General features: G+C 68.2%; 15 protein-coding genes and 1 pseudogene. 8 read left to right on the top strand and 8 right to left on the bottom strand.

Annotation, left to right across the window (positions count from 1 at the left end; translation table 11 throughout):
- Positions 1–36: 36 nt before the first annotated feature.
- The gene (locus Raf01_RS37530) at positions 37–1,026 is read left to right on the top strand and encodes a sugar-binding transcriptional regulator (RefSeq protein WP_203922853.1); all 990 of its coding nucleotides are present in this window, start codon (positions 37–39) and stop codon (positions 1,024–1,026) included.
- Positions 1,027–1,304: 278 nt separating this feature from the next.
- Here Raf01_RS37530 and Raf01_RS37525 read toward each other — a convergent pair whose 3' ends face one another.
- Positions 1,305–2,384, bottom strand: a complete 1,080-nt coding sequence (locus Raf01_RS37525) for a helix-turn-helix domain-containing protein (RefSeq protein ID WP_203922852.1) — start codon at positions 2,382–2,384, stop codon at positions 1,305–1,307.
- Positions 2,385–2,579: 195 nt separating this feature from the next.
- Between Raf01_RS37525 and Raf01_RS37520 the strand changes: the two genes are divergently transcribed.
- The 5 genes and pseudogenes from Raf01_RS37520 (at position 2,580) to Raf01_RS37505 (ending at position 11,284) form a co-directional block, all read left to right on the top strand.
- A complete protein-coding gene (locus Raf01_RS37520; protein ID WP_203922851.1) occupies positions 2,580–6,929 on the top strand; it encodes a S8 family serine peptidase in 4,350 nt (1,449 codons plus the stop codon).
- Positions 6,930–7,550: 621 nt separating this feature from the next.
- Positions 7,551–7,706: pseudogene (locus tag Raf01_RS51020) on the top strand (hypothetical protein); the annotation flags it as partial.
- 58 nt (positions 7,707–7,764) lie between these two features.
- Complete coding sequence (locus Raf01_RS50105) at positions 7,765–8,103, top strand: hypothetical protein (RefSeq protein ID WP_239134276.1); 339 nt, start codon at positions 7,765–7,767, stop codon at positions 8,101–8,103.
- 65 nt (positions 8,104–8,168) lie between these two features.
- On the top strand, positions 8,169–8,705 hold the full coding sequence (locus tag Raf01_RS37510) for a thioredoxin domain-containing protein (RefSeq protein WP_203922849.1): 537 nt from the start codon (positions 8,169–8,171) through the stop codon (positions 8,703–8,705).
- 29 nt (positions 8,706–8,734) lie between these two features.
- The gene (locus Raf01_RS37505; RefSeq protein WP_203922848.1) at positions 8,735–11,284 is read left to right on the top strand and encodes a S8 family serine peptidase; all 2,550 of its coding nucleotides are present in this window, start codon (positions 8,735–8,737) and stop codon (positions 11,282–11,284) included.
- A 67-nt stretch (positions 11,285–11,351) separates the two neighbouring features.
- On the opposite strand, the gene Raf01_RS50700 is transcribed toward Raf01_RS37505, so the two are convergent.
- Positions 11,352–11,474: a hypothetical protein gene (locus tag Raf01_RS50700; RefSeq protein ID WP_275413135.1), complete on the bottom strand. Its 123-nt coding sequence runs from the start codon at positions 11,472–11,474 to the stop codon at positions 11,352–11,354.
- Between the two features lie 368 nt (positions 11,475–11,842).
- Between Raf01_RS50700 and Raf01_RS37500 the strand changes: the two genes are divergently transcribed.
- Entirely contained in the window at positions 11,843–12,100 is a 258-nt protein-coding gene (locus tag Raf01_RS37500) for a hypothetical protein (protein WP_203922847.1), read from the top strand.
- Between the two features lie 246 nt (positions 12,101–12,346).
- Here the strand turns inward: Raf01_RS37500 and Raf01_RS37495 are convergent, their stop codons facing one another.
- Genes Raf01_RS37495 through Raf01_RS37485 form a run of 3 tightly spaced genes read right to left on the bottom strand, consistent with a single transcriptional unit; the run spans position 12,347 to position 15,017 of the window.
- On the bottom strand, positions 12,347–13,453 hold the full coding sequence (locus Raf01_RS37495; protein WP_203922846.1) for a Gfo/Idh/MocA family protein: 1,107 nt from the start codon (positions 13,451–13,453) through the stop codon (positions 12,347–12,349).
- On the bottom strand, positions 13,450–14,262 hold the full coding sequence (locus Raf01_RS37490; protein ID WP_203922845.1) for a sugar phosphate isomerase/epimerase family protein: 813 nt from the start codon (positions 14,260–14,262) through the stop codon (positions 13,450–13,452). Before Raf01_RS37490 ends, Raf01_RS37495 begins: the two co-directional genes overlap by 4 nt.
- 23 nt (positions 14,263–14,285) lie before the next feature.
- Complete coding sequence (locus tag Raf01_RS37485; protein ID WP_203922844.1) at positions 14,286–15,017, bottom strand: alpha/beta hydrolase; 732 nt, start codon at positions 15,015–15,017, stop codon at positions 14,286–14,288.
- Positions 15,018–15,274: 257 nt separating this feature from the next.
- On the opposite strand from Raf01_RS37485, the gene Raf01_RS37480 reads away from it, so the two are divergent.
- Positions 15,275–16,552, top strand: a complete 1,278-nt coding sequence (locus Raf01_RS37480) for an RNA-guided endonuclease InsQ/TnpB family protein (protein ID WP_203922843.1) — start codon at positions 15,275–15,277, stop codon at positions 16,550–16,552.
- A gap of 11 nt (positions 16,553–16,563) precedes the next feature.
- Here the strand turns inward: Raf01_RS37480 and Raf01_RS37475 are convergent, their stop codons facing one another.
- The 3 genes from Raf01_RS37475 to Raf01_RS37465 are packed head-to-tail and all read right to left on the bottom strand — an operon-like array spanning position 16,564 to position 20,418.
- On the bottom strand, positions 16,564–17,307 hold the full coding sequence (locus tag Raf01_RS37475; protein WP_203922842.1) for a ThuA domain-containing protein: 744 nt from the start codon (positions 17,305–17,307) through the stop codon (positions 16,564–16,566).
- Positions 17,304–18,407, bottom strand: a complete 1,104-nt coding sequence (locus Raf01_RS37470) for a Gfo/Idh/MocA family protein (RefSeq protein ID WP_203922841.1) — start codon at positions 18,405–18,407, stop codon at positions 17,304–17,306. Before Raf01_RS37470 ends, Raf01_RS37475 begins: the two co-directional genes overlap by 4 nt.
- Positions 18,400–20,418 (bottom strand): alpha-L-fucosidase, encoded by a 2,019-nt coding sequence (locus Raf01_RS37465; RefSeq protein ID WP_203922840.1) that lies wholly within the window; start codon positions 20,416–20,418, stop codon positions 18,400–18,402. The genes Raf01_RS37470 and Raf01_RS37465 overlap by 8 nt, the downstream gene beginning before the upstream one ends.

The raw sequence follows: 20,418 nt of genomic DNA, 5'->3' as shown, positions 1-20,418 counted from the left end.
TCGCGGATGCCGGCAACAGTGCATTAGAGTGCTCAGATGAGCGAATCCAATGTGGGGCGGAGCCAGCCCAGGATGGACGGTCGCCGGCTTCGCGGGAAGCAGAGCCAGGTCATGCTGATGGCTCGCGTCGCGCGCCGGTACTACCTCGAGCGGCAGTCGCGGGTGCAGATCGCCGAGGAGTTCGGGCTGTCCCGCTTCCAGGTTGGCCGCTTGCTCGAACGGGCAGTCGCCACTGGGTTGGTGCGGATCGAGATCGGGTTGCCCGATGACGTCGAATTCGATCTGTCCGGTCGACTGCAGGACCGCTTCGGGCTGCGCTACTGCGCCGTCACCGAGGCACCGGACGAAGCACTGCAGTCCTTACGCAGCAGCGTCGGCCAAGCCGCGACAGCACTGTTGCAGGAGATCGTCACCGCCCGCGACGTGCTGGGTATCTCGTCGACCCGTACGCTGATGGGCCTGCCTGAGCCGCCCGACCACTTCAGCCGGTGTACCGTCGTGCAGATCACAGGCGCGGTATCGCGGATCGACGCCTGGGATGTGATGGAGGCGGTCCGCCGCTTCACCCGGGTCGGCGGCGGTCCCGCCTATCTGTACTACGCACCGATGGTCTGTCCCGACGATGCGGGCTCACGGATCTACCGCCAGCAACCCGACTTCGTCCGATGCGCATCTCACTTCGACAAGCTCACCGTCTGCGTCATCGGTATCGGCGCGTGGGGCGATGGTCTCTCCACTGTGTACGAGGCCGCCTCCGAACAGGACCGGAACACTGCGCAGGATCTCGGCGTCTGCGCCGAAGTCGTCGGACTGTTGCTCGACGCCGAGGGACGACGCCTCGACACTCCCCTCGACGGACGCATGATCGGCATCTCGGAGCAGGAGCTCCGCGCCGTGCCGACCCGAATCGGCATCGCCTTCGATGCCCGCAAGAGCGACGCTGTCCGCGCGACCCTCAAGTCGGGACTGATCAACGGCATCGTCATCGACCGCGGGCTGGCCGAAGCCGTACTCGTCGAGAGTTGACGACCAGCCAGCCTTCTTCAGCTGGGCTCAGCGGCTGGACAACCGGGGCGCCGAGGCCGTCGCGTTGGTGGCGTCTCAGGAGAGCGATGATCGCAATCACGTACTCCTCGCCGCGTTGACACGCCGACTCCACCGACGCCCGGGCGGCGTGATACGACACGACCACTGGAATCTTCACCGCCACCCTCCGATCTCGCCGGTGCCGCCCTCAGCCCGGCAGCCGACGTCCCTGCCCCGCCCGTCAGGGCAAAGGTTGCCGCTCGGTGGCCTGCCAAGGCTCAGTGTGCGGCCCGCCGTGTCCGCCCGGCCAATCTGTCATCTGCCGCGGACACCCCTGCCGCCGGTTCGCTGCCGGCGGGCGTGCCCTTGCTGACGGATCCAAGTCGTCCGAGGATGAGGCCGGCCTGGAACCTGGTCTTGGCGCCGAGCCGCTCCATCAATTCGTGTACCCTGCGCTGCACGGTGCTGGAGCTGACGCCTAGCGCGCGCCCGATCGTCTCGTTGCCGAACCCGGCGGCCAGCAACCTGACGAGCCGGGCGTCGTCCGCGTACAACCCAGTGCTCGTGCTCGTTGCGCCGCCGTCCGGCTCGCCCGGGAGCGGAGCGGCCTGGTCCCAGTACACCTCGAACAGCGCCGACAGCGCGTCCAGCAGCGGCGAGCGGTGCACAACGATGACTGCGCGCGAGCGTTCGCCCGCGCCGTCCATTTGTCCCTTCACCGGCAGTGTGGCGGCGAAGTCGTCGAACAGAGTCAACTTCACCGGCAATCGGTGCGCGACGCGCGCCTGCTCACCGGCGGCGATGCCTGCTTCGAGGTCGCGCCACCGACCGGGCTGTTCGAGCACCTCGTCGGCGTAGATGACGCGGTATGACACGCCCTCCGCCAGCCGTTGCAGTTCGATTGGATCGGGGTCGGTCGGGTCGGCGAAGTACGGCGGGCAGTCGAAGCCGCGCACCTCGCGCTGCGCCGCACGCTGCAACTGGTACCACCGCTCGGTGATGCTGTGCTCGTCGGTGACCACGTCAATGAAATGAAGTGATTCCGGCTCCGGTCGTCCCTGCCAGAACAACGCCATCAGCTCCGGTACGGCCCGCTCCGCGCTGCGCGCCGCATCGACACGGGCACGTACCAGCGCGGCGAGCGCCACGTCCGGAGCTATCGCGGCGTAGGTGTCGCCCGTCTGGTCGTTAGGAACCGCGAGGCCGAGCGGGACCAGGCTGCGCAGCACCGCTTCAGCCTGCGCCGACGTCCACTCCGGTCGCCGGGCTACCAGCCCGGCCGCGGACAGGCGTGGGTTGTCCAGGAGGTGAAGGTATGCCTGTTCCTGCTGCGGGCGAAGACCGAGTCCTTCGAGCATCGGGCTCCCTGCCGAAGGTGTCCGTTTGGTGGAGGAGTGCGTCCGTGATCCTTGATCAGTTTAAGTCAGTGACAACTACTGGTCGCCAACGATTATTGACCTTGAAAGTCGGCGTTTCTTACGGTCGATCCGCCGGCCTACGGCCGATCGCTGCGGTCGCCTCGCTGCGGCGCCCCTTCTCGACCGGAGGTTCGTGTGCCACAGTCCTTGACCACTCACCGACGCCGTCGGAGCGGCGCGGTCATCTGTGCGCTGACCGCACTCATCCTGCTCGCCAGTGGCCCGCCGGCGCACGCGAGTCCGGTGGCCGCGCACCCCCCGGCGCCCGCTGCCGATGCACGGGCGGTGTTGGTCTACCGGCACCTGACGCTGCCCGGTGGCCGGTGGGCCGCGGTGTACTCCGATGGCATCGCCGAGGTGCACCGCGGTGATCAGGCCAAGGGCGACCAGGTCATGATGGTCCGGTTGCCGCTGCCTGGCTCGGACGCCGTGAGCGGCACGGCCGGCACGGCAGCCGGCAAGCAGGCGTCGGGCACCGGCGCGTCCGGCGCGAGCCTGCCGTCGCAGGAGCAGATCGTCACCGACCTGCTCCACAGCGACCAGACGCCCTACGCCGCGCAGCAGGTCGTGGTGGTCTACCGCACCGGGGTGAGCTCGCCGGACCACCAGGCGGTCGCCCCGAACCAGATGAAGTCCGCCGCGACGCCGAATTACACCAGCGCCGCCGGTCTCAACCGGACCCTCGCGGGACTGGGCGTGGATCGGACCGACCGACTGTTCGCCGGGGTACCACGTGATCGGCTGGCCGGTATGCGGTCCACCGCCACGCAGCGGCTCGGCCGCACCCTGCTCGACTTCTCCAACGCGTACCAGCTGCACCTGACCGGCTCGTCGGTGCCGGCCGCGATCAGCGCTCTGCGCGCCAGTCCCGACGTCACCTACGCCGCGCCCGACTGGACGGTCACCACCGCGAACACGCCGGCGGTCCCGCTGCCGGCCGGCGACGTCAAAGCCGCGGCGGCCGCCGCCACCGCCGGCCGGGCCACGGCAGCCGGTACCCCGGGACGCGCGGCGGTCGCCGCCACGGCGTCAGGCGTACCAGACAACTACACGCTGACCTCCAGCGCGCAGAGCCTGCTCAACCGCCCCGCCACAGACACGATCCCGGCGTTCACCGCGCTGGCCGCCCACGGCCAGTTGCCGGGCCAGGGGGAGATCATCACCAACGTGTCGTTGGGCGACCTCACCGACTCCGCCGCGGCGGCAAACCAGGCCGACTCGTGCAACTTCTACGCCGCGAACTACGGCCCCACCACAGTCATGCGGAACAACCAGCGCTACCTGGACTGGCCGTCGATGCCGCTGATCCCCACCTACACCTCCGACGCCAAGGGACATCTGGACGGCACCGGCGAGACCTGCGGCCAGGACCCGGCCCTGACCGAAGTTGGCCTGGACTTCTCGATGATGGCGCCGCTGCCGCACGATCGGCAGCGGGTCGACGCGACCGGAACGGGACTGACCGACCTGCTCGGCATCGCGCCGGGCGCCAGCTACCGGCTGGTCGTGCCCGGTACCCCCGGGGGAGCGGTCAGCGACGTGGACGCCGCCTTTCTCGCCGCCGCGAACCAGACGCCCAGGCCCGATGTGATCACCGCCTCCCTGGCCTTCGGCCTCGACCAGTACGGCTTCCCCAGCCGCTACCTCGAGGAGGACCCGCTGACCGAGGCGATCATCGCTTCGATCGTGCACGCGGACGGGATCGTCGTGTGCGTCTCCGCCGACGACGGTCTGCGCACGTCCACCAACGCACCGGTACCACCCTCGGGCGGCTCGGTCGCGACCGAACTGCCCGGGCCCGGCCACGCCGTTACCGACATCAACGACCTCACATTCTCCAGTGCCATTTCCCGGGTGGAGGACTCCGGCGCCATCGACGTCGGCGGCTCCACGCTCAACGACATCTTCTCCGCTCCGCCCGGCGACCCGCGCAACGCGGCGCTCAAAACGCAGCAGGCGTTCCCCACCACCCGGTACAACGGTGCCCGCAACTATTCCAGCGGATTCGGCGACCGGGTCGACATCTCCGCGCCCGGCGACAACGTGCTCAGCGTCTCCCATTCTTTCGGCGGTAACGCCCAAGCCGTCCAGGTAAACCTGGAGGGCGGCACCTCCGCGGCGGCGCCCGAGGTGGCCGCCGCGGCTGCGGTCGTACTGCAGGTGGCGCGGCTGACACATGACCGGGGAGTGTCACACGACCCGGCCGCGGTGCGCCGGTTCCTGACCCAGACTGCGACCCCCCTACCAGCGGTGCCGCAATCGGACGTTCCACTGTCAGTCGGCCCGCAGCTCGACGTGGGCAACGCCGTGCAGACGCTGTTCGCCCGGCACGGATGGTCCGCGACACCGGACGCCGCCCGCGTCGCGGTGGCACAGCGCCGGCAGTCTTCAGCCCTCGGCGGGTCCATACAGACCACCACAGACCCGGCGGACATCTCGCTGGCGGGGCGGCAGCTGGACGCCTGGATCACGGTCGCGCCGGACTGGACCGGACTACCCGGCCACGGCGTGACGTACCGCCTCGCCGCCGCGACAGATCCACAGACGACACTGGCGAGCACTCCATGGGCGCGGCTGTCGCCGACCGAGATACTCACCGCCGCCGGCCTGCCCGTCGTGTCCGCCACTGTCCGCAGCGTGCCGCTGGTCTACACCGCGACCATCGGCGGCACGATCGCGGCGCGGGCCAACGCGACGCTGACATTCGGCGCCACCGACGGCACCGTCGACAGCGCACCCGGGCCGATCGTCGACCCAGTCGTGCACGGCTCGACGCTGCACGTCGCCTACGACGTACGCAACCTGACCGGGGCGACCAAACCCACGCTGGTCGTCTCCCAGCCAGGGCGCATCGAGTCGGCGACCGGGCTGTTCTTCCGACCCGCGTACAGCGTCGCGCTGACCGCGCCATCGGGAACCGTGGACATTCCCGTCTCCGCGCTGCCTGGGGCGGGCATCTACGGTGTCGGCATCCAGGACGCACCCGGCGGCTGGACCAGCCGCAACGACTCCGCGTTCGCGTTCACCCGCCTCGCGCCCACCGGCGACGCGCAGCCAGCCGTACCGTTACTCGCGGCGGCAGGTTCCCCGTTCGGCCACTACGCCGAGCCGTCGTACAACGGCGACTTCCAGGTCCGGTACGACGTGAGGGGTGTCAAGAACGCGGATGGCGCGATCATCGAGATCAGCGCACCCGGGCCAACCGCCTTCGACAACTGGAACACCTTCAACAACCCCAACGGCAGCCAGCGCGACGCCAACGGCCACGACAGCGGATCGGTGTTCTACCGCGCCGTTTCCGGTCCTACCGGCACGGTGAACCTGAACGCCGCCGCCGTCGGCCTCGACGCCACGATGAACCACGTCGTGCGGGTGCTTGCGACCAGAGCAGGCAAGGTAGACGGCGAGGCGAGCGGCGTCAGCGCGATCACCATGGACGGGGTGCGGGCCGCCGACGGCGGCACCGTCGCGGCCGGCTTCGGCGTCAACGCCGATGGCAGCGACGGTTTCATCACCTCCAACCAGGTGACCTCCGACGGTGCGACGCTCGGATCGGTGGAGACGTTCCGGCAGTCCGACCAGCAGATCACTCATGTCGCGCGGTCGTCCCATGACGTGTACCAGACCCTGTTCGGTGGATGCGCCGGGCAGTTCCACGGTGACGTGGGCCTCTACGAGGACATCGACCCGACCACCAGCGACGACAACTTCCGCGTTCTCGACCGGGTCGCGGACGGCAGATCCGGCGGTCGGTGGACACCGCCGGACTCACTCGGCGGTGTGATCTGCGCCGCCGGCCAGCAGGACTCCTCCGCCACGGCGATCCTGGCCGGGCAGGGCGGTATCCAGCCGACGCTTAAGGTGGCCACCTCCCAGATCGTCGACAACACTTTCACCGGGCCGGTCGACTTGACCCCGGGACTGGACCCGAACGCGTCATCGCTGCCGGGTGGCATCGGGCAGGACACGGCGGCAAACGAGGCGGTCGTTCCCGTGGTGGACGGATCCAACCCGAACGCCCCCGGCCGTATCGTCCTCGCCCACCTGGATACCGGCCAGGTCAGCGCATTCCCGTCGGTCACGACCTACTTCGCCTCCGGCGTGGCGGTCGACTCCACCACGCACCAGGCCCTGGTAACCAGCACCGACACGTTCGGGGTGTACGACCTGGCCGGCAAGACCGGCACGACGGTATCGCCGGGCGGCAATGGGTACCAGCACCCGGCCGTTGACCCGAGGCGCGGGGCGTTCCTGGTTCAGGAGGTGTCCCCACCGGACATGTTCGGGACGACGCCGAACAACAACGCCACCTCCGCCGTCGACGTGGTCGACGAACACGGCGCGCTGCTCAAGCGCATCGAAAGGTTCAACTTCTTCCGTATATACCTGCTCGACATGGGCAGCTACCTCCAGGTCAGCCCGGCCACCTCGACCGGATATACGCTGGGCCCGGGTGGCGCCCAACTCGTCCCGTTCCGCTACTGACCATCTACCGGGGTGAGGGCGGCCCGGTGTCCGGGCCTCCCCACCCCGCGCGGTTTCAACCGACGGTGGGTTCAACGATTCACGCCGCTGCTGGCCGACGCCGCCCGGTTCACAAGTCACGGCCACCATCGTCACGCGGACGGTCTACCGCCACCAACTCCGCCCTGTGCTTCTGGGAGGCACCGTAGCCATGGATCGAATCTTCGCTTCACGAGCCCCCTGAACGCCGGCAGCCTAGGCCCAGACGCCAGGGACGGGCATCCACGGGTTAGGCCCGTCCCTGGTCTGAGTCGGCAGCCGACGCCTGCTGCCCGACGGGCCTGCCCACGAATTCCTAGGCACTGCAACGCCCTGACTCAAGACCAAGGCGAAGAGTGAGGTGCCAGCTCGGCCTGGATGCCGTACTAGCTTTTGAATCTAAAATCTCTTGTGCGTGATGTCAGACAGTGATATCTATCAAACGACGAGGTTGGCACGAGGAGCCGCGGATGTCGGGTGTCTCGCCCCAGGGGACCTGGGAGCCCATGGAACCGCCGGCCAGCCTGGTTCGACCTGAACCCCAGCGCTCGCGGCCACCTAGCGCCCCTGACGGCTTTGGTGACCGTATAGGGAGGGGCACTCGTGGGACCGTTTCAGTTCGCCGTTCTGACGTGGCAGGGTTTCCTTCTGATCGCGGCTGCCGCCGCAAAGGTGCGCGCACCGCGTCGGTTCGCAACGGCCGTTGCCGGTTCCCGGCTTGCGCCGTCTGCCTTGGTCGAGCCACTGGCATGGAGCGTTCCCGGCGTCGAAGTCATCCTCGGCGCCGCCCTCATCAGCGGTTGGTACCCGACGATCAATGCTTCGGCTCGCGGCTGCACTGTTCGCTTCCTTCGGGCTGGCGATGGCATCGGCACTCCTTCGAGGGCACCGACCGTCCCGCGGCCGCGGTGTTGGCGAGGACAGACCCGTCAGCTGGCTGCTCGTCGCGTGGACCGGTGGCTTGGCTATCTTTGCGGGCCTGTCCAGCGCTATTCCTCCCCCTTCGGGTTTGCAGGTGTTGTGGCGCGCGACATCGGGCTTGTCGCGTGATGCAGCACTCGCCACGCTCATCGCGCTGCCGCTACTTGGCTTGACCTGGCGGGCGGTGACGGTCGGCCTTCGCGTGCACAACCGTTTGGAGGCGCTGCGGCGATGACGGGTCCATGGATTGCTGCCTTCGGTGCGCTCGTAGTCATGGTCGTTGCGCTTACGACTCTTGTGTTGGGCGTGCTCGCCAGGGTGGACCGCGCGCTGGATGAGATCACGTCAAGGCCGCCAAGCAACGTATGCGTCCTCCGTGGACTGGAGATCGGCCAGGCCGCGCCCCTGTTGGAGTTCGCAGCGCCCGACGGGGGCGAACCCGTGCAGCTGGGTCGTTCGGTGATGGTCTCCACGTCTGAGGGTTGCGCCTGGTACAAGTCTCTTGTCGCTGCCCCGATCATCCACCCCTTTGATCCGGGCCAGTGGGGTCGGGTGCTGGTATGGGATGCCAAGGATCAGTCGCCGATTCCGCCTCTACCCGGTTGGGTGGTGATTGGCGCGACCAGCGCCACCGCGCTCGAGAGCCGATTCCAGGTCCAAGGAACGCCGTATGGCGTCGTGATCGACGGCGATGGCCGAGTCGCCGCAGTCGGTATCCCGAACAAAGCCGTCGACATCCGCTGCCTGGAAGACGCGGCAGAACGGCACATCATTTTGTCTCGACCAGCGCGTGTAGATCATGGGGCTGGGACGCAGCTGGCCGTCCCGGTCCGCTAGAAATATCGACCCATCGGGAGGAGCCGGAGATGAGCAACAAGAGGTCGGTGAATCGGCGGCAGTTCCTGCGGCGGCTGGGAGGCGCCCTTGGTGCAGGAGTAGGCATCGCATTGGTTCCGGCCGGATTCGCCTCGGCATCGTCCAAGGCCGGTCCGACATCGGCCCCTGGCCATAAGGGCGGCGGGCCGGCGGACCCGAGAGACCCCGGCCAGTTTTCGTACCCGGGAGACCCCGGCTTTGTCGCCACGAGTCCAGGGGAACTAGCTGCCGCTAAAGCCAGTTGGGAGACGCCGGAATATGGTTTTTTCGCCGGCCACAATCCTTCTAATCCTGGCACAGCGGTCGATTCCCCGTGGCAGCTCGCTGCGGTAAACGCGTCCACCGCCTACGCCCTGGGATACTGCGGGCAGGGCGTCACGCTGGGCATTATGGATTCGGGCTACAGGGCTACACACGAAGCATTTCAGACCGAGCTGATCGCTTCGGTGAGTGCGGCGGGTGTCTACGCCACGTCCGGCTTCTCGTATCGTACCTCGGCAATCCCGTCGAACCCTTTTACTGCGGGCGATCCGTTCACTGTGGCCGGTGATCAGGCGAGAACAAGTGACTACTCGCACGGGACCGGTATGCTTGGGGTTATCTCCGGCAAGCGCGATGGTATAGAACAGCACGGCATCGCCTTTGGATCGAACATCTATGCCGCCAAGACCGGCGGTTCCGACAACATGTCCCACGGCCCCTTCCACGATTACCTGTACTTTCACACAGGCCATAAGGCCCTGGTCGACGCGGGTGCCGAGGTCATCAACGAAAGTTGGGGCCAATATGTCTACACTCTTGACAGAACCCGCTTTGATGGCCTCGGAAACGATCTTGGAGCCAACGGCAACCTCACCAACGCTTATCAAGTAGCTGGCAAAGACAGCGTCAGCGCCACGGCAAACGCGGTTGCGATTCCCAACGAGTACCTGAAGGATCTGGAGTACCAGTTTTTCATCTTCAAGAAATTCTATTCGGTAGGCGGCGAGCAATACAATCCGAACTATCCTGGACTGTCCTTTATGGACGCCATCTGGGACGCCATCAAGGACAGCGGTACCGTCGACGTAAGGTCGGCCGGCAACAACGACTGGAGCAACCCGTATTTTCGCCCGGCGTATCCCCTCTTCAATCCCCTGGCGGAAAATCAGTTTGTAGCCGTCGGCGGGGTGCAACCACCCACTGCGACCAATCCCGAATACACAAAGCAGTACGGGTATAACGAGGCAGGGCTCGCGAAATGGTGGGTCGTGTCCACCCCTTCAAACAACGTCCGTACCACGAGCAGCGCTGGTGATAGTAGCTATTCAAACTCAAGCGGCACGTCACCGGCCACGCCCGTTGCGACAGCGGTGATGGGGGTTCTGCTCTCCCGCTATCCGAACATGGACGCCAAGCAGGTGCGTGACCTGATGTTTACCACGGCGAACAATAAGATGTCGGACGGCGTGAGGTTCCTCGGCACCGGGCAGACCTCCCCCTCCGGGGCATCCATCGCCTGGACCGCTCCCGATGGTCTTCCGGACGAACGCTGGGGTTGGGGGATGCCCGATCTGGCCAAGGGCATGTACGGCCCCGGCCAGTTCCTGAGCCCCATGACCTACAACATGAATAAAGCGCCCCTGGACGTCTGGTCGAACGACATCAGCCAGATCGCGATCAAGGAAAGGGAAAAGGAAGATCTGCAGTGGCTGGCGGGCTACAAGCGGCATGGCATCACCTACGCCGGTGAGTTCAGCCCCAACGTGCTGAACCCGGACGGCACGCTTAACGAACAGGCCTTCATGCTTCAGGGCATTTTGGCTGATCCTTACATCCAAGCTATTACCAACGGCCATCCCGAGTTGTACGACAAGATCGCCTATAAGGACGCCGTCAAGTGGCGCAAGGAATGGATGGATGCGCGCGCCGCCTACATTCAGCACAAGATCGACAAAAAACTCTACACGGCTTCTCTGGTCAAGCAAGGCCCCGGGATGCTGATCATGACGGGGAACAACACCTATAAGGGCGGCACGACGGTTGAAGGCGGTAAGCTTTCGATCACCGGCTCGCATGCAAGCTCGATCGACGTCAGGGGCGGCACGCTCGGCGGCAGCGGTTTTGTGGCAGGCAGCATCGACGTCGACAGGGGCGTGCTGCAGCCCGGTCTGTCGTCCGGGGAAGCGGCGTCCGCGGCGTCCATCACCTTCGCCGACGTCGCGCCCGGCAACGTCCTGGACGTCGGCGGCGACGTGACCGTCAGCCGAGCGGGTCGACTGGCCATCACCATCTCCGGCAACCACGACTACACGAGCGTGCGGGCCGCGGGTCACCTGGTGCTGGCCGGCGAACTCGCCCTGGACATTCGCGCGCCCCTCACTCCGGGCACGGTACTGACGATCATGAGTGGCGACTCGATCAAGGGCAACTTCCATTCCCTGCCCGAACGGCGGATGCTGAACGCGGGCCACCACATGTTCAGGGTGTCCTACCAGCACGGCGATGTGACGCTGACCGTCGTGCGGACGCTGCCCGGAGCAGGGTCCGGCGGCGTCTAGCCGCACGTGGCCTGGCCAGCCAGGCTCAGGTTCGCCTGGGCCTGGCTGGCCAGGCATTCGCCCAGGTTCAGCCGCCCTGACCGCCACGCTCGACAAACCTGCCGAACCAGTCCGGAACCCGGTCGCGGGCCTGCGCCGCGACGTTGGCGTTGCGGTTCGGGCCGGTGTCGTTGAAGAACGCGTGGTTCACATCAAGACGACGATCTCGTGTTCCAACCCGGCGGCCTCGACGTCCAGATGGCGACCGCACAGCAGCCCCGCCGCCAACGCCGAACGGACACGCAGGTTATCCGCTCATGTTTGGTATGCAGGTGATCGCGAGGCTCCATAGTGGAGGCGCGCAGCACCTCGATCACTCTGCATATCAGGCATTATGCGGCCCGCCAGGGCGAAGGCGATCGAAGATCACCCGCATAATGCCGCGATACGCGCTCGCCGGATCGGTAACGCTGGGCTTGCCCCACCAACCACCGCCCAGCCAGGCATCATGGTCGAATGCATCCGCAAACCCCCCAGAATCCTGGCGCGCAGCAGCCCGCTTCGCCATACGCCGTGATCGTGGAAGAGAAGAGGCGCCGCAACGGGGCGTGGCACATCTCCCTGATACAGCCGGTTGGCGGCGACCTCACTCAGGCGCGGGCCACCGGCCAGAACATCGCCTTTCAGCACCAGCCCCAGACCGCCGGACGCAAGCACCGCAGGGACGTGTACCAACTGGGCGAGGACTCTTGGCTGATCACCTATAAGGCGCCATGGCTTACGGACGCCGGGCACTTCCGGGTCAGCGTCGTCCGCTATGTCGGCTCCATCGCCTGAGGCGAGCCGATGGCCAGGGCGCAGCCCAGCATCGTCGTCGGGCGTACCGGCCAGTTCGATACCCATTGCGCTTCAGCGCCAGTCCCGACTCTTCTACAACGAACACAGGCCGCATCAGGGCATCGCCAACATCCGACCACTCAGGCCACTGCCGCAACCGATCACCGATCACCGATCCACCCCGCCCCGCTGAACATCCACCGACGTGACCGCAGGTACAGGGTCCGCCGACGCCGCCCAGAGACGCTACTGCGCGACCGTCGGGTCCCATCCCTCCGGCAGCGGGGCGATGGGCTCGACCCGCGACGTGATGTCGACGGGCTGGCCGCTCTCGGCGGCGTCGCGAATGCCGCAGAGGATGTCGAGCACGTGCATGCCGAGCGCACCGGACGCGCGCTCGGGAACGCCCGCGCGAATCGCGCGCAGAAGCTCGATGATGCCCGTGCCGCGGCCGACCGCCGCACCCTCCGCGGCGACCGTGACCGGCTCCTTCCGGTCGTAGCGGTACAGGGTGCTAGCCCCGCCGAAGAGGTTCGGGTCGGGCAGGCTGATCGTGCCCTCGGTCCCGTTGACCTCGACAAAACCCATCCGGGGCAGAGCGTGCTGGAAAGAGAAGGTCGACTGCGCGGAACGCCCGCCCTCGAACTCGATCAGCGCCGCGTGGTGTGTCGGCACCTCGACCGGGAACGTCTCCCCCGCGCGCGGGCCGCTGCCGATCGCACGCCGCTCGCGAGACTTCGAGGAGACGGCCTGCACCCGCGTGGCCGAGCCCAGAGCGTGCACGAGGGTCGTCGCATAGTACGGCCCCATGTCGAACAGCGGACCGGCTCCGGTGGCGTAAAGGAAGTCGGGGTCCGGGTGCCAAGACTCCGGGCCAGGCACGTGGAACATCGTCGTCGCCGTCAGCGGCTCACCGATGTCGCCTCGCGCAATCGCGCGCAGACCGGACTGAATCCCCGCGCCGAGCACGGTGTCCGGCGCGCAGGCGACCCGCACACCGGCCGCCTCCGCAGCCTTGAGCAGCTCGTTCGCCGAGTCACGGTCGAGGGCTACGGGCTTCTCGCTCCAGACGTGCTTGCCCGCGGCGACGATGCGGTGACCGACCGCGGTGTGCGCGGCCGGGTTCGTCAGGTTGGCGACGATCTCGATGTCGTCCCGCGCGAGGAGATCCTCGACCGTGCCAAAGTCGGCGACCCCGAACTCGGCAGCCTTCGAGGCCGCACGATCGACGACGAGGTCGGCGACGAACCGTACCTCGACCTCCTCAAAGGACGTGAGGTTCTTCAGGTACTGCGGCGAGATGTTCCCGGCACCGATGATGCCGATCCCCGTGCGGTTGCCCTGCGTGGTCATGCGGACACCTCCGTGTCGTTCGTGGCGAGCCAGGCATAGGACTCGGCGATGCCGGCGAAGACGTCACCCGCGTAGGCGTCGAACTCGACGACGCGCAGGGCCCGCGGGGCGGCCCGGAGGATCGCGGGGACGTCCACATCGCCTTGGCCGGCGGGCTTCTGGTTCTCGAAGGCGCGCCGCAGTGCCTCGGGAACGATGAGCGCGCTCTCGCTGCTGGGCAGGACGTCGCGGATGTCGTCGTCGACGATGCCGTCCTTGACGTGGATGGCGCGCACCCTGTCTCCGAGACGGCGCAGGAGCGCGGGGGTGTCCTCCCCGCCGACCGTCGCCCAGAACGTGTCGACCTCGAGCACGACGGCCGGGTCGAGCTGGTTCACGAAGAGGTCGTAGACGGTTCGTCCGTCGACCTTGTTCGTGAACTCCCACTGGTGGTTGTGGTAGCCGAACTCGAGGCCGCGCTCCGCCGCGAGAGCGCCGAGCTCGTTGGCCCGCGCCGCGACGCGGGCGACGTCGTCGGCCGTCTGCCACCGGTCGGTGGGGATGAACGGGTCGATCACCGTGCGGATGCCGAGCGCGGCGGCCGCATCGAAGACAACCTCGGGCGCCTCGGCGTCGATGACCGGCGCGTGGCCGGACGGGGCGGTCACGCCCGCCGCCGTCAGGGCGCGCTTGAGGTCCGCGACGTTCTGGTGGAACGCATACGGCTCGACTTGCGTGAAGCCGATCTCGGCGAGACGAGCGATCGCGGCGTCGACATTCTCGTCTACCGCGTCGCGCACCGAGTAGAGCTGGACAGAGGGGGAACGCACTTCAGGACTCCCTTGTTGAAACCTCACGGCTGACCGAACCCTTGTGCTCGCAGCCAGAAAAGACAGCCTTCTCGCCATTCGTAGCCCGGCGGCCCGGCAAGGCCGAGACCGTGCGCGCCGTGCGGATAGACGTGCAGCTCGATCTCGCGCCCACAGTCGACCATGTTCTGGGCGAGGAGCAGCGAATGGTTCGCCGACACCCCGGGATCATCCGCCGTGTGCCACGCGAACATCGGGGGCGTGAGCGCGTCGACTCTCCGCTCGACGGACAGCTCCCGGGCCCGCGCCTCCCGCTCGCCCGGTGGGATGCCGTCGAGCAGCGAGTCCCGCGAGGCGCCGTGGGCGCGTTCGGTCATGGACACGAGCGGATAGGCGAGGACGGCGGCGTCGGGACGGCGGCGCCCCGGCCCCAGCTCGTCCGCGGTGGCCGTCGCGGCGAGACCGGCGAGGTGACCGCCGGCCGAGAAGCCGAGGACGCCGACGGGTCCCTCGACCGCGCCGTACCGCCCCGCGCGCACGTCGGTGACGGCGGTGAGCACCTCGTCCAGCACGGTCGCCACGGGCGCGGGGTTCACCGTGTAGTCCAGCACGGCCGCGCGAATGCCGACCTGCTCGAGCCACTCGGCGACCGGTGGGCCTTCGTGATCGGCGAGCTCGCGGTAGCCGCCGCCGGGCAGCACGACGACGAACCCGCGCCCGTCCCCGGCCTGCGGATCGCTGACCCGCAGGCCGGGAGACCTGCCGGCTAGTGCCATGTCAGGGAGCCTTTCCCCTCGTTGTATGGGCGGTGTTGATGGCTTGTGAGCGGTGTGTTCGTGGTGGTCGGCGGATTCTTGTCGTACCCGGGTGGTGGGCTGTCTGGTATGCCGCGGCGTCGGGATCCGGATGTAGTTCGGGTGGTCTATCGGACCGCCCGTGTCGGGTTGCGTCTGAGTCGGGCGCAGCGGCGGCGGTGTTTCGGGTTGCTGCGTTCCGCGGGTGATGTGTGGGCCTGCGTGTTGGAGATCAATCAGTGGCGGCGCCACCGTCAGGCCCCCCGCTGGTCGGCTACCAGGACCTGTGCCGTGAGTTGACCGTGGCGGGTCCGGGCACGTTCGGCGAGCTGTGCACGGTCGGGGCGCGGTCGGTGTTGCGCCGGTTCTCCGACACCTGGTTCGCGGCGGCTAAACGTCGCCGCGACGGCGAGGTCCAGGCCCGGTTTCCCCGTCGGCGGCGCGGGTTGATGCCGGTGCGCTGGTATCACGGCACGTTCACCCTCCACGGGCGCCGGGTGCGAGTGCCGACCGCGGCCGGCTGCGCGGCGTTGTGGCTGCGCCTGGACCGGGAGGTTCCGTACCCGGTGGAGCGGGTCAGGTCGGTGACCCTGCTGTACGCGGATGGTCGGCTCGTGTTGGAGGTCACCGCGGAAGTGCCGGTAGCCGCCTACCCGCCCGGGCAGGAGCCGGACCCGGCCCGGGCGGCCGGAGTGGACCTGGGCGTCATCCACCCGTACGCCCTCGCCGGCCCCGACCGGCTCGGGCTGCTGGTATCCGGGCGGGCGATCCGCGCCGAACACCGCCAACACCTGACCGACACCCGCCACCGCAACCGGGCGGTGGCCGCCCGCGCCCCGAAACCCGGCCACCACGGATCCCGACGGTGGAAGCAGTACCGGCGCCGCCGACACCACGTCGAAGACCGACACCGACGGCGAGTCCGTCAAGCCCAGCACGAAGCCGCCAAGACCGTGATCGGTTGGGCGGTGCGGCACCGGGTCGGCACCCTGACCGTCGGCGACCCCCGCGGCGTCCTTGACCAGCCCGCCGGGAGGCGGCATAACCTGCGGCTGCGTCAGTGGCAGATCGGCCGCGCTATCAACGTGCTGCGGGACAAGGCCGAGCTCGCCGGCATCACCGTGCACCTGGTCAACGAACGCGGCACCTCCTCGACCTGCCCCACCTGCCACACACGAATCAGCAAACCCCGGGGCCGGACCACGAACTGCCCGCACTGCCACACCATCGGGCACCGCGACCTGATCGCGGCGGCCATCATCGCCACCCGCACCCCGGGCGGCGGAACCCTTACCTCCGGCAGCATCCCGCTGCCGGAAGTGATCACGCACCGTCGAGCCGGCCGACACCTCCCCGGTGCCGGCCAGTCCCGGCGTGACCCACGCCGCCGCACCCCAGCGGCGGCACCAGGGTCCGTTGGCCAGCCGTGGCCCGCCCCACCACCTCCGGTGGGGAGTCGCTCGACCGCCACCCCGCGGCGAGGATCCACAACCCACACCCAACCGGGCAAAAGTTAGTGGACGCGGCACTAGACATCCCAGGCCTTCACCGTGGCGTGCCGCACCTCGGGGACCGCCCTCGGGTCGCGAGCGTCGCCGGCCGCCCACCCCACCGCGTTCGCGATGACACGACGGATGCTCGCGTCGTGATAGATCGGGTACTCCTGGTCACCCGGGCTGAAGTAGAAGATCCGGCCTCGTCCACGGCGGAAGGTCATGCCGGAGCGGAAAGCCTCCCCGCCCTCGAACGAGCTGATGAAGATCAGCTCGTCCGGCGTCGGGACGTCGAAGAACTCGCCGTACATCTCGTGTGCCGCGAGCGGTAGGGGGCTGGGGACGCCGCGGGTGATCGGGTGGTTCGGCGCGACCGTCCAGACCAGCTCCCGTTCGCCGACGCTGCGCCACTGCAGCGAACAGGTGGTCCCCATCAGGGAGATGAACGGCTTCGAGAAGTGACCGGAGTGGAGCACGATGAGCCCCATCCCGGCGAGCACGTGACGGTGCACGCGCGCGACCACCTCGTCCGACACGTCGTCGTGCTTCGCGTGGCCCCACCAGAGCAGGACATCCGTCTGCGCAAGTCGCTCCTCGGTGAGCCCGTGCTCGGGGTCGGTGAGGACCGCGGTCTCCACCACGACGGCGTCGCCGAGGTTTTCGCGGATCCCCGCGGCGACGGCTCCGTGGATGCCCTCGGGGTAGAGCTCCTTGACGTGCTGCTGCATCGTCTCGTGGAAGTTCTCGTTCCAGACCAGGACGCGGATCGGGGCGCTCATGCCGAGACCTCGACCTGCTGCGCGGTCCGGGCGGACTCGTAGCAGGCGTCGATGATCCGCGCCCTCGACAGGGCGAGCGAACCGTCGTACGCCGGCCACGCGTCCGGTCCCGCCAGCACGGTGGCGACGAACGTCTCGGCGACGGCCGCGTGACCCCGCCCCGGCTCAGCGGTGAGCTCCGTCTCCTTCTCCGGACCGACGTCGTCCTTGAACACCCGGAGGCGGCCGACTGGCTTGTAGCCGGTGATCACCAGCTCTGCACCACCCTCGGTGCCGTAGAGCGTGACGCCGATCTCGTCCGCCTTGGCGCGATATCCCGCCCAGCTCGTCTCGATCGTGAGTGCCGCGTCCTTCTCCAGGCGGAGCAACGCCGTCGCGAAGTCCTCGACGTCGAAGACGAAGTCCGTCGCGCCCGAGGGCTCCCCGCCGCGGCCGCGAGGACCGAACTCGGCAAAGGTCGTCGCGTTCGCCGCGGTCACCGCGGGCTCGCCCATGAGGTGGAGCGCGAAGTCGAGGACGTGGATGCCGATGTCGACGAGCGGCCCGCCGCCGGCGCTCTCCTTGCGCGTGAACCAGCTGCCCGGCTGCGGGATGCCGCTGCGGCGGAGCCACCATGCCTTGGCGTAGTAGATCCTACCGAGCTCGCCGCGGTCGACGACGCCCTTGAGCATCTCGATGTCCCCGCGACGCCGGTGGTTGAAGGCGATCTCGAGCACCCGGCCGGCCTTGCGTGCCGCGGCCACCATCGCCTCGGCGCGCTCGGCTGACTCTGCGATCGGCTTCTCGCACAGGACGTGCAGGCCGCGCTCCAGCGCCGCGATGGCGATCGGTGCGTGCAGCGCGGTCGGCACGGCCACGACGACGGCGTCGATCTGCGCGGAGTCGAGCAGGTCCTCCCAGCGCTCGTATCGTGATGCGACGCCGTGCTTGTCTGCCAGCTGGCCAAGCAGCTCGGCCTCCATGCCCGCGAGCGCCACCACCTCAACATCGGCCCGCGCCGACAGAGCCTCCAGGTGCTGCTGCCCCGCCCAGCCGATCCCGATGACGCCCATCCGAAGCGGGGCCTCGGAACGCGTCTCTACCGACCGCGTCTCATTCATTCCTCTGATGTCCTTCTTCTTGTGAGATTCGACGGTCGGCAGCTGCCGGCCGTGCGACGACGAGAGCGTGCCCGTCGAGGACCGTCACCCTCGTGCGGAGGTATCCGCGTTCCCAGGTGAACGGAAGTGCCTGTCCCGCGGGTTCGCGCGTGACCTGAGCGGGCGGGTCGTCCATGCGCACCTCCAGGTCGACGTCGACGAGCGGGAAGGGATCGCTGACCACGTCGAGGTCGGTGCCGACCCGGGTCGACAGGAAGCTCACGAGGTTGACGACGCGCGCGTCCACGGTGTCGATGACCGAGGTCTCCAAGTGGGCCGGACCGTCCGCTCGCAGCAGTGGCTCCGGCAGCAGCGCGTCGAGCGCATCGCCTATCACGTCGCGATGTGCGGCCAGTCCGTACTCCCCGAAGATGGTGAAGATCGGTGCGGCGATGGTCGCAGTCCGTCCCCGCACCGCGAGGAGCGCCCAGTCGGTGGGTCGGTCGGCCGGGGTGTACTCGTGGCCGCTGAAGTGGTCCCACTCACGCTCGAAGAACGGCTCGACGAGCCGGGACAGGACGCGCACATCCTTGCCGCGGGCGGACATGAGTAGTGGACGGCCGTAGAGGACGGTGTCGAAACCGCTGTCGGCGCCGGTCCGGAAGAACGGGCGGGAGAACTCGGACTCGCCGTGGAAGTCGACGCCGAGCGGTAGCACGGGTGACCCGTCCGCGGCCATGGCCGCCATCCCGGCGACGAGCAGTGACCCGCCTCCGGCCAGGTACACCTCTAGCCGCCTCTGAAGCGCGGCGTCGACCACTGTCGTCTCCGGGACGACGGTGACCCGGTACGGGGAGAGGTCGCTGTCGGGGCCAACGATGTCGAACTGCTGCCGAAGCTGCTGCAAGGCCCGCACCGCCCCGAGGCCGGCCATGTCCGGGTCGTCCCCGCGCGCCGGGTCCACGACCACCGCAATGTCCGTGCGCACCGCTCCTCGCGCCACGAAGGGCTCGCAACGGCGCAGATGCGCGAACGCGTCGCCGATCAGCTCGTAGACCGGACGCTGCGGCATCCCGCGCGGAGGAAGCACGTCGCCGACGCTCACCCCGAGGCCCTGCGCCAGTGCGGACGTGGTCTCGTAGCGGAGCTCGGCTCGGGGCTTGAGGGCGCCGTTGTCACCCCAGCTGCGGTGGAACCGTCCGGTCATCGCCAACGCCGGAAGGCCGATCGACCGGACGAACCGCCCCACGTAGGGCAGGTAGGCGTACCCCCATCCGCCGGTGGAAAGGGCCTCCACCTCGATGTGGTCGACGTACGTGCTCTCCTCGCGCAGGTTCAGCTTCGGCCGGCTGTTGAACCACACACCCGCACGGCGACCCGCACTGGTCCGCCGGCCTACGAGGTCGGCGTAGCGCGCCATGTACTGGCGCGACACCTGGGCGGCGTAACGCCGTCGGTCCGCGGGGATGCTCGGGTCGAGCCCCGCGCGCCTGGCGCCCGCGATCGCCCAGGTGCTCACGCTGGGCTGGTCCCAGCACATGTCGAGGAAGATGCCGTCGTCGGTCGAGTACCGGTCGACGACCTCCTCGATCTGCTCGCTCAAGTAGTCCTGGTACGGGCTGGACATGTCCAGGATCTGCCAGCCGGCCTCGAACGCTCCGCCCGACACGGACTTCACCGCGGCCAGCGAGTCATCGAGCGCCCGCCACTGTGGGTACAGGTTCGCCGCGTACTCGTCGCACTGGACGCTGAGGTAGATGGGCGTCCTTATCCCGACGCGGTGAAGCGCGTCGATCTGCGAGCCAAGCAGGTCGAACCCGGGTGCAAGCCCCGGGTGACGTTCCGGCCGGTTCGTTTCGTAGTAGAGGTGGCCGTGGTGGCACTTGGCGAACAGCGTCACGCTCTCGACCCCGGCCTCCGCGAACGTCTGGGCGAACGCGTCAGGCTCGAAGTCGGCGCCGATCGCCGGCACGTCTGGACCGTTGTGGAAGTCCAGGTGTACGGCACGGGTCGGCTGGGGGCTGGGGATCAT

This window comes from Rugosimonospora africana (assembly GCF_016862975.1).
Lineage (GTDB): Bacteria > Actinomycetota > Actinomycetes > Mycobacteriales > Micromonosporaceae > Rugosimonospora > Rugosimonospora africana.
Note: the sequence above shows the minus strand (reverse complement) of the source record. Positions and strands in the feature narration are given on the sequence as shown.

What these genes read in the sequence shown, in the direction of transcription:
- Raf01_RS37470 (WP_203922841.1), bottom strand. Translation starts at nt 18,407, where the DNA reads ATGAATGAGACGCGGTCGGTAGAGACGCGTTCCGAGGCCCCGCTTCGG.
- Raf01_RS37485 (WP_203922844.1), bottom strand. Translation starts at nt 15,017, where the DNA reads ATGGCACTAGCCGGCAGGTCTCCCGGCCTGCGGGTCAGCGATCCGCAG.
- Raf01_RS37465 (WP_203922840.1), bottom strand. Translation starts at nt 20,418, where the DNA reads ATGATCCCCAGCCCCCAGCCGACCCGTGCCGTACACCTGGACTTCCAC.
- Raf01_RS37495 (WP_203922846.1), bottom strand. Translation starts at nt 13,453, where the DNA reads ATGACCACGCAGGGCAACCGCACGGGGATCGGCATCATCGGTGCCGGG.
- Raf01_RS37475 (WP_203922842.1), bottom strand. Translation starts at nt 17,307, where the DNA reads ATGAGCGCCCCGATCCGCGTCCTGGTCTGGAACGAGAACTTCCACGAG.
- Raf01_RS50105 (WP_239134276.1), top strand. Translation starts at nt 7,765, where the DNA reads ATGCTTCGGCTCGCGGCTGCACTGTTCGCTTCCTTCGGGCTGGCGATG.
- Raf01_RS37505 (WP_203922848.1), top strand. Translation starts at nt 8,735, where the DNA reads ATGAGCAACAAGAGGTCGGTGAATCGGCGGCAGTTCCTGCGGCGGCTG.
- Raf01_RS37525 (WP_203922852.1), bottom strand. Translation starts at nt 2,384, where the DNA reads ATGCTCGAAGGACTCGGTCTTCGCCCGCAGCAGGAACAGGCATACCTT.
- Raf01_RS37530 (WP_203922853.1), top strand. Translation starts at nt 37, where the DNA reads ATGAGCGAATCCAATGTGGGGCGGAGCCAGCCCAGGATGGACGGTCGC.